At 64.4% G+C, this 8,464-nt stretch carries 6 protein-coding genes; 1 reads left to right on the top strand and 5 read right to left on the bottom strand.

The features are described 5' to 3' along the window. Positions 1-453 precede the first annotated feature (453 nt). The 5 genes from EOD07_RS13435 to mnmE all read right to left on the bottom strand — a co-directional run bounded on the left by EOD07_RS13435 (position 454) and on the right by mnmE (position 6,211). Positions 454-1,347 carry a ParB/RepB/Spo0J family partition protein gene (locus tag EOD07_RS13435; RefSeq protein ID WP_127235797.1) on the bottom strand — a complete coding sequence of 298 codons (894 nt, stop codon included), beginning with the start codon at positions 1,345-1,347 and terminating at the stop codon, positions 454-456. 64 nt (positions 1,348-1,411) lie between these two features. Beyond that, a complete protein-coding gene (locus tag EOD07_RS13430) occupies positions 1,412-2,209 on the bottom strand; it encodes a ParA family protein (protein WP_127235796.1) in 798 nt (265 codons plus the stop codon). A gap of 17 nt (positions 2,210-2,226) precedes the next feature. Beyond that, the gene (gene rsmG / locus EOD07_RS13425) at positions 2,227-2,868 is read right to left on the bottom strand and encodes a 16S rRNA (guanine(527)-N(7))-methyltransferase RsmG (protein ID WP_127235795.1); all 642 of its coding nucleotides are present in this window, start codon (positions 2,866-2,868) and stop codon (positions 2,227-2,229) included. Then, on the bottom strand, positions 2,865-4,739 hold the full coding sequence (gene mnmG, locus EOD07_RS13420; protein ID WP_127235794.1) for a tRNA uridine-5-carboxymethylaminomethyl(34) synthesis enzyme MnmG: 1,875 nt from the start codon (positions 4,737-4,739) through the stop codon (positions 2,865-2,867). The genes rsmG and mnmG overlap by 4 nt, the downstream gene beginning before the upstream one ends. Before the next feature lie 164 nt (positions 4,740-4,903). Further along, the gene (gene mnmE, locus EOD07_RS13415) at positions 4,904-6,211 is read right to left on the bottom strand and encodes a tRNA uridine-5-carboxymethylaminomethyl(34) synthesis GTPase MnmE (RefSeq protein WP_127235793.1); all 1,308 of its coding nucleotides are present in this window, start codon (positions 6,209-6,211) and stop codon (positions 4,904-4,906) included. A 77-nt stretch (positions 6,212-6,288) separates the two neighbouring features. On the opposite strand from mnmE, the gene EOD07_RS13410 reads away from it, so the two are divergent. Then, positions 6,289-8,307 carry a thioredoxin domain-containing protein gene (locus tag EOD07_RS13410; RefSeq protein ID WP_127235792.1) on the top strand — a complete coding sequence of 673 codons (2,019 nt, stop codon included), beginning with the start codon at positions 6,289-6,291 and terminating at the stop codon, positions 8,305-8,307. Positions 8,308-8,464 lie beyond the last annotated feature (157 nt).

The following is an 8,464-nucleotide window of genomic DNA, read 5'->3' as shown; positions in this document are numbered from 1 at the left end:
CAACGAGGTAAGGAGCAAAAAAGCAGCACGGCAAAATGGTCAGGACCTGGGTCGGCAAACTCCGTTGTCGTCATCGCGCTTCCAAAGCGCGCTAGAATGATTGGAACCGATCCGCGTAACCCCTGCGGGCCAGCGGTCATCAAATCGACCGCATCAAAGGCCGAATACATGACCGCTCCAGACTTGCGCCGTATCTGCTAATTGCCTCTTGCCTAAGAGGGGCCGTCCATACATGACGAAGGATAGGCTGGCGGGAAAGCACGCCCCCTCTGCCCTGCCGGGCATCTCCCCCGCAAGGGGGATTGGCCGTCACTACCGCCTTCGTCAATCATCTCCGGAATGGAAAGGGCCGGCGTACCGCCAGCCCTTCCTTGTCTATCACCGATATATCAGGCGTATCCAGCCTTAAGGCGGAACCTCAGCTGCAGCCAGATACCGTGGCGCCGCAGCCGCCTACCGCTCGTCCTTCAGCCGCCGGCAGAGCTCGTCGAGCTGCTCGAGCGAGCGGTAGTCGACCTTGAGCGTGCCGCCCTTGCCCTTGTGCTCGATGCTCACGATCATGCCGAGCGTGTCGGTCATCAGCTTCTCCAGCGCCAGCGTGTCGGGGTCCTTCTCCGGCGCGCTCGCGGCGGACTTCGCCTTGGCCGGCGTCGGACCGGCGGGCGTCTGTGCCAGCGCTTCGGCCTGGCGCACCGAAAGCCCCTCCTTGACGATTCGCTTGGCAAGCCCGGCCGGATCCTCGGCGGTGACCAGCGTGCGGGCGTGGCCGGCCGACAGGTCGCCATCGACCAGCATCGAATGGATGACGGGCGGCAGCTTCAGCAGACGCAACGTATTGGCGACATGGCTGCGGCTCTTGCCGATCACCTGGCCAAGATCGGCCTGGGTGTAGCCATGCTCGTCGATGAGTTGCTGGTAGCCTTGCGCCTCCTCGACCGGATTGAGGTCGGCGCGCTGCACGTTCTCGATGATCGCCAGCTCCAGAGCGGTGCGGTCGTTGACGTCGCGCACGATCAGCGGGATCTCGGTAAGACCCGCGCGCTGCGCCGCCCGCCAGCGCCGCTCGCCGGCGATGATCTCGTAGCGGCCGGGCTGCGAAGGCGATGGGCGCGCCACCACCGGCTGCACCACGCCATGCTCGCGGATCGACTGGGCAAGGTCGGTGAGTTCGGCATCGCCGAAATGCCGGCGCGGGTTCTTCGGGTTCGGGCTGACGAATTCGATCGGCACCTTGCCGTCCGCCGCCACCACCGCGCTCGGCTTTTCCGGCGCCGCCGGACGGTCGATTTCGCCGATCAGCGCCGCGAGGCCACGGCCCAGTCTTTTTCTTGATTGGTCTTCGCTCATTATAATGTCCAGATCGTTTCGGAATCGAATTGGCTGATTAACCAAAGCCCGCGGTTACCGACACTCAGGCGGCGCGCAGCTTGCGTTCGCGGCGGATCACCTCGGAGGCGAGCTGCAGATAGGCCTGGCTGCCCGAGCATTTCAGGTCATAGAGGATCGCCGGCTTGCCGTAGGACGGCGCCTCGGAAACCCGCACGTTGCGCGGGATGATCGTCTCGTACACCTTGTCGCCCATATGGGTGCGCACATCCTGCACCACCTGATTGGCGAGGTTGTTGCGCCCGTCATACATGGTGAGCACGATGCCCTGGATGGTGAGGTCCGGATTGATCGTATGGCGCACTTGCTCGACCGTCTCCAGCAACTGGCTGAGACCTTCCAGCGCGAAGAACTCACATTGCAGCGGCACAAGAACGGAATCGGCTGCCGCCATTGAATTCAAAGTCAAAAGATTGAGCGAGGGCGGACAGTCGATCAGCACATAGCCGAATGGCGCCGAGCGCTCGGTCGCGGCGCGCAGCGCATTGCGCAGCTTGAGCACGCGGTCGGGCGCGGAAGCGATCTCCATCTCGATGCCAAGCAGGTCGAGTGTCGAGGGAATGATCGATAAGCCCGGCACCGCGGTCGGCACTGCGGCCGCCTCCAACTCCAATTCGCCCGTCAAGACATCGTACGACGAGGTGGTGCGGTCCTTGCGGTCGATGCCGAGCCCGGTGCTGGCATTGCCCTGCGGATCGAGATCGACGATCAGCACGCGCTCGCCGATCGCGGCCAGCGCCGTGGCCAGATTGATGGCCGTCGTCGTCTTGCCGACGCCGCCCTTCTGGTTGGCGACAGTGATGATACGCGGTGCTGTGCTCATGGGCCTATGCCAGTAATTCATTGCTGTTTCGCCGGGCGCAAGTCGGTGATTTCAAGGATGACGCCATGTGGGTCGGTCATGCTCGAATGTTCTACCAGATCGAAGGCCCAGCGGTGAGTGCTTTCTTCCACCTCGGCCCGGTAATCCCGGCCTTTGTGGAAAAGCGCGCGCGCCCCCTTGGTCAGCCACGGCGCGGCCAGGTCGAGCAGGTCCGGCAGCGCCGCCAGCGCTCGCGCCGTGACGATTTCCGGCGCGGAAACAAGCGCATAACTGTCGTCTATGCGCTTGGCCAGGACGCGCGCAGGGAGGTTGAATTGGCCGATCACCGACTGCAGGAACGACGCCTTCTTGCGGTTGCTTTCGACGAGATCGATCGAGGCGCCGGGACGCTCGGCCAGCAGGAAGCCAAGCACCAAGCCGGGAAACCCGCCGCCCGAGCCGAGGTCGACCCATCGTATCGCGGCGGGCGCGATTCGCGCGAGCTGGGCGCTGTCCAGGATGTGGCGGCGCCAGACGTCGTCCAGCGTCGACGGCGCCGCCAGATTGATGCTGCGATTCCATTTCAGGAACAGCTGTTCGAAGGCTTGCAGCCGCTCGAATGTTTCACGTGAAACCGGACCCGCTGCTTTTTGCAGGTCCGCCCAGGCCTCGGCACTCACGCCACAGACCTTCGCGCGGCGAGCTCGGTATTGCGGACATGCGCGACGATGATCGCAAGCGCCGCCGGCGTCATGCCTTCCATCCGCTGCGCATCGGCGATCGAACGCGGCTGGCGCGTCTTCATCTTCTGCTTCAGCTCGTTCGAAAGTCCCGGCACATCGGAAAAGTCGATTGTCTCCGGGATGAGCCGCGACTCCTCATGCCTGATCTGCGCGACGTCGGCCTGCTGGCGATCAAGGTAAACCGAATATTTCGCTTCCGTTTCGAGCCGCTCGGCCGTCTTGGCGTCGAGCGCGGCAAAGCGGGGCTCGACGCGGGTGAGCCGGGCCATGTCGACGCCCGGATGCGCCAGGAGCTCGTAAGCCGAGCGGCGCACGCCGTCCTTGTTGATCTCCAGCCCGAGGCGCGCCGCCTCGTTCGGCGTCCAGGTGACCGACCTGGCCAAGGCGCGCGCCTCGTCAAGCTTCCGCGCCATCCCGCCAAAGCGCTGCAGCCGCTCCGACGACGCGATGCCGAGCTTGTCAGCCAGCGGCGTCAGCCGCTCATCGGCATTGTCAGCGCGCAGCGAAAGCCTGAACTCGGCGCGCGAGGTGAACATGCGATAGGGCTCGGCGATGCCACGGCTGGTGAGGTCATCGACCATCACGCCGATATAGGCTTCGGTGCGGCTGAGCACGACTTCGTCATCGCCACCTGCCTTGCGCGCAGCGTTGATGCCGGCGAGCAGGCCTTGCGCGCCGGCCTCTTCATAGCCCGTCGTGCCGTTGATCTGCCCGGCCAGGAACAAGCCGGCGACGCGCTTCGTCTCCAGCGTCGTCTTCAGCTCGCGCGGATCGACATGGTCATATTCGATCGCATAGCCGGGCTGTAGCATCGTCGCCCTTTCCAGCCCCGGAATGGTCTTCAGGATCTCGAGCTGCACCTCCTCCGGCAGCGAGGTCGAGATGCCGTTCGGATAGACGGTGTCGTCATCGAGCCCTTCCGGCTCGAGGAATATCTGATGGCCTTCGCGGTCGCCGAACTTGACGATCTTGTCTTCGATCGACGGACAATAGCGCGGCCCGACCCCTTCGATCGAGCCGGAATACATGGCCGAGCGGCCGAGATTGGCGCGGATCAGCTCATGCGTCGCCGGCATGGTGCGGGTGATGCCGCAATGAATCTGCGGATTGGCGATCGCATCGGTCATCAACGAGAACGGCACCGGATCCTCGTCCGCGGCTTGAGCGTCAAGCGCGGCCCAATCGATGGTGCGGCCGTCGAGGCGAGGGGGTGTTCCGGTCTTCAGACGCCCGAGCTTGAAACCCGCGCGGGCCATCGTCGCCGACAGGCCCATGCTTGCCTGCTCGTTCATGCGTCCGGCGACGATCTTCTTTTCGCCGATATGGATCAGGCCCCGCAGGAAGGTGCCGGTGGTCAGCACCACGGCGCCACAGGCAAGGCGACGATCGCCCGATATCTGAACGGCTGCGATCCGTCCGTCCGCGATTTCAAAGTCGAGAACCTCGCCTTCGATCACGTCGAGATTGTTCTGCTGCCGAATCGCTTCCTGCATCGCCAAGCGATAGAGCTTGCGGTCGGCCTGGGTGCGGGGGCCGCGCACGGCCGGACCCTTACGGCGGTTGAGCAGGCGGAACTGAATGCCGGCGGCATCGGCGATGCGGCCCATCAGCCCGTCCATGGCGTCGATCTCCCGCACGAGGTGGCCCTTGCCGAGCCCGCCGATCGCCGGGTTGCAGGACATGACCCCGATCGTGTCGAAGCGCAGCGTCACCAACGCGGTCCTGGCGCCGGCGCGCGCGGCCGCACTTGCCGCCTCGCATCCGGCATGGCCGCCGCCCACCACCACCACGTCATAGTGATCGGTCATTTTCCAAGAATCCACTTTCAGAGATGCGTTGACACATGTCCCTGCCACTTCGCACTGTCAAGGACGAAGACCAGACTCGTTTCACGTGAAACACGACCCGGCACGTCTGCATTAGTGTTTCACGTGAATCATGGCGGGAAGGGCGGCCCCGTGTTTCACGTGAATCACTTACCGATGCAGAACTGCGAAAAGATGACGTCGAGCAAGTCCTCGACATCGACCGCGCCGACGATGCGGCCAAGGCGCTCGGCGGCCAGCCGCAGCTCCTCGGCGCGCAACTCCTGACTTTGCCCCGACAAAGCCGCCCGCAGGAAGTCCGTTGCCTCCCTCAGCAGCTCGACGTGACGCAGCCTGGACGGCAGGACGTCGCCTGCCTCACCGACCGCGGCGGCGGCGCGGTCCCCGATCTCGGTCAGCAAGCGGTCCAGACCGCTGCCGTCCTTGGATGAGATCACCAGGTCGTACGTGCCGGCGCCGGCATCGGCGATATCCGACTTGGTTCCGATTCTCGCCAGCGGAACCCCGCCCGGCACATCCCCAACCGAAACCGGGTCGGCCATATCTTCCAGCAGCAGAACCAGATCCGCCCCTTCCGCCTTGGCGCGCGCCCGCTCGATCCCGATCGACTCGACCTTGCCCGCGGCGTCGCGCAGCCCGGCCGTATCGACAAGCCGCACCTTCAGCCCCTTGAGATCCATGACGACCTCGAGCAGATCGCGCGTCGTGCCCGGCTCGTCGGTGACGATCGCCGCCTCGCGCCGCGCCAAGGCATTGAACAGGCTGGACTTGCCCGCATTCGGCGCGCCGAGGATCACCACTTCGAAACCGTCCCGGATGATCTCCGCGGCCTTAAACCCTTCGATGTGCCGTTCGATCTCGCCGACCATCGCCGACACGTCCGACCAGACCGCCTCCGAAACGGAGCCCGGCACATCTTCTTCGTCGGCGAAGTCGATCTCCGCTTCGATCATGGCGCGCGCGTGGATAAGCCGACGGCGCCAGTTTGAGTAGAGTTCACTCTGCGCGCCCTCGGCGTTGCGAACCGCGAAGCGGCGCTGCGCCTCCGTCTCTGCATTGACCAGATCGGCCAGCGCTTCCGTCTCGACCAGATCCAGCCTGCCGTTGAGAAAGGCGCGCCGGGTGAATTCCCCGGGTTCGGCGTGCCTGACACCTTCAAAGCTGGTGATCGTCTCCAGCATCTTGGCCGCGACGGCGCGGCTGCCATGGACCTGGAACTCGGCGACGTCCTCGCCGGTGAAACTGCCGGGACCCGGAAAGAACAGCACAAGGCCATGATCGATGATCGCGCCATCGCACCCCTCGAGTCTGCGCAACGTGGTAAACCGATCCTTAACCGGCCCGGCAATTGTTTCGACCACGAATCGAGTCTGCGGGCCTGAAATGCGGATGACAGCTATACCAGCGGGCAGATGGCCGCTCGACAGGGCAACGATCGAATCCTTCTCATTCATTGGGGAAACCATTTGCCGGACCTGCCGAACCGCCCTAGCCTTTGTCATATCAAATCCAAAATGCAGAGCCGCCCATCGTGACCTTGCCCGCGCGAAACCTGCTTGCCGAAGAGGCCAGCCCCTATCTGCGGCAGCACAGCGACAATCCTGTCCATTGGCGAGGCTGGTCGCCGGCTGCCCTTGCCGAAGCGAAGGAGCTGGGGCGGCCAATCCTGCTCTCCATCGGCTACGCCGCCTGCCACTGGTGCCATGTCATGGCGCATGAAAGCTTTGAGAACGACACCGTCGCGGCCGTCATGAACCGGCTCTACGTGAATATCAAGGTCGATCGCGAGGAGCGGCCGGACATCGACCAGATCTATATGGCCGCGCTCCACGCCATGGGCGAGCAGGGCGGCTGGCCGCTCACCATGTTCCTGACGCCTGACGGCAAGCCCTTCTGGGGCGGCACCTATTTTCCGCGCGAAGCGCGTTATGGCAGGCCGGGCTTCATCCAGGTGCTGGAGGCGGTCGACAAGGCTTGGCGGGAAAAGCAGCAGAGCCTCGCCGAAAGCGCCGACGGGCTGACCGCCCATGTCGAGCAGCGCCTGGCTGGCGCAAAAGGCAGGGCGGTGCTCGACCGCGACGCGCTCGCCGATCTCAGCAACCGCATCGACGGCATGATCGACCGCGATCTCGGCGGGTTGAAGGGCGCGCCGAAATTCCCCAACGCGCCGTTCATGCACACGCTCTGGCTGTCCTGGCTGCGCGACGGCCAAGCCGCGCATCGCGACGCGGTGCTCATCAGCCTCGAAAAAATGCTCGCCGGCGGCATTTACGATCATGTCGGCGGCGGCCTCAGCCGCTATTCGACCGACGCCGAATGGCTAGTGCCGCATTTCGAAAAAATGCTTTACGACAACGCCCAGCTCATCCGCCTGTGCGACTGGGCCTATTCCGCGACCGGCAACGACTTGTTCCGGATACGAATCGAAGAGACCGTCGCCTGGCTGCTGCGGGAGATGCTGGTCGAAGGCGGCGCCTTCGCCGCCAGCCTGGACGCCGACAGCGACGGCGAGGAGGGGCTTTTCTACACGTGGAGCCGCGGGGAGGTCGAAACCGCGCTCGGCGACGCCGCGTCGACTTTCTTCCGCTATTTCGAGCTCGCCGCCCCGTATGGCTGGGAAGGCAAGCCTATCATCCGCCAGAACGAGGCGCAGCAAAGCCAGGGCATTGCCGACTATGGTCAGCTCGCGCCACTGAAAGCGAAGCTGCTCGCTGTCCGCGAACAACGGGTGAGGCCCGGCCGCGACGGCAAGGCGCTCACCGACTGGAAAGGGCTAATGATCACGGCGCTCGCCGAAGCGGGCCGCTCACTTGGCAGGCGCGACTGGGTCGGAGCGGCGGCAAAGGCTTTCGGCCATATCGTCGAGGCGAGCCAGAACGGCCGCCTGCCGCATTCCATGCTCGGCACGAAAAAACTGTTTCCGGCGCTGTCCAGCGACTACGCCGCCATGACCAACGCAGCGATCGCGCTGTTCGAAGCGACCGGCGATCCCGCCTATTCCGATCGCGCCAGGCACTTCATCCACGAGCTCGACCGCTGGCACCTGGACGGCGACAAGACCGGCTACTGGCTGACGGCATCGGACAGCGGCGATGTGCCGATCCGCATCCGCGGCGATGTGGATGAGGCGATCCCCTCGGCCACCAGCCAGGTCGTCGAGGCACTGGTTCGGCTGTCCTCGCTCACCGGCGATCTCGATCTTTGGGAAAAAGCTTGGACGACCGCCGAGCATGCCATGGGCCGCGCCGCGCAGCAGGCCTACGGCCAGGCCGCCATCGTCAACGCCTGCGCCTTGGCACTCGAACCGCTGAAGCTGGTGCTGGTCGATTCCCCAGAGAGTCCAAGCCTTGTTCCGGTTGCGAATCGGAATCCGGATCCGCGCCGGATCGACATTGTCGTGCCGGTCGGTTCGGAGGCGAATCGACCGCTTCTGCCGGGCGGCGTGCTGCCGCCGACGGACAAGTCAGGCGCGTGGTTATGCACCGGGCAGGTTTGTTTGCCCGTGGTGACGGATGCGGGAGAGTTGGAAGGGTTATTGAGGCGAAGCTAGGTTCGCAGAGCACATTGTCAGCGGAGGCCGAGACCCTGTTTCTTCGTCATCCTCGGGCTTGACCCGAGGATCCATGCCGTGACGCTCGCCGAAGAACGCAGCGGTGCAGAATTCTGTACCGCTGCAAAGCTTGAAGGTAACGGCATGGATTCTAGGG

It is taken from the genome of Mesorhizobium sp. M2C.T.Ca.TU.002.02.1.1, from assembly GCF_003997225.1.
This window is presented reverse-complemented; position numbering and strand designations above follow the sequence as displayed.

Coding starts and splice junctions, on each gene's coding strand:
- EOD07_RS13435 (WP_127235797.1), bottom strand. CDS start 1,347: ATGAGCGAAGACCAATCAAGAAAAAGACTGGGCCGTGGCCTCGCGGCG.
- mnmE (WP_127235793.1), bottom strand. CDS start 6,211: ATGAATGAGAAGGATTCGATCGTTGCCCTGTCGAGCGGCCATCTGCCC.
- mnmG (WP_127235794.1), bottom strand. CDS start 4,739: ATGACCGATCACTATGACGTGGTGGTGGTGGGCGGCGGCCATGCCGGA.
- EOD07_RS13430 (WP_127235796.1), bottom strand. CDS start 2,209: ATGAGCACAGCACCGCGTATCATCACTGTCGCCAACCAGAAGGGCGGC.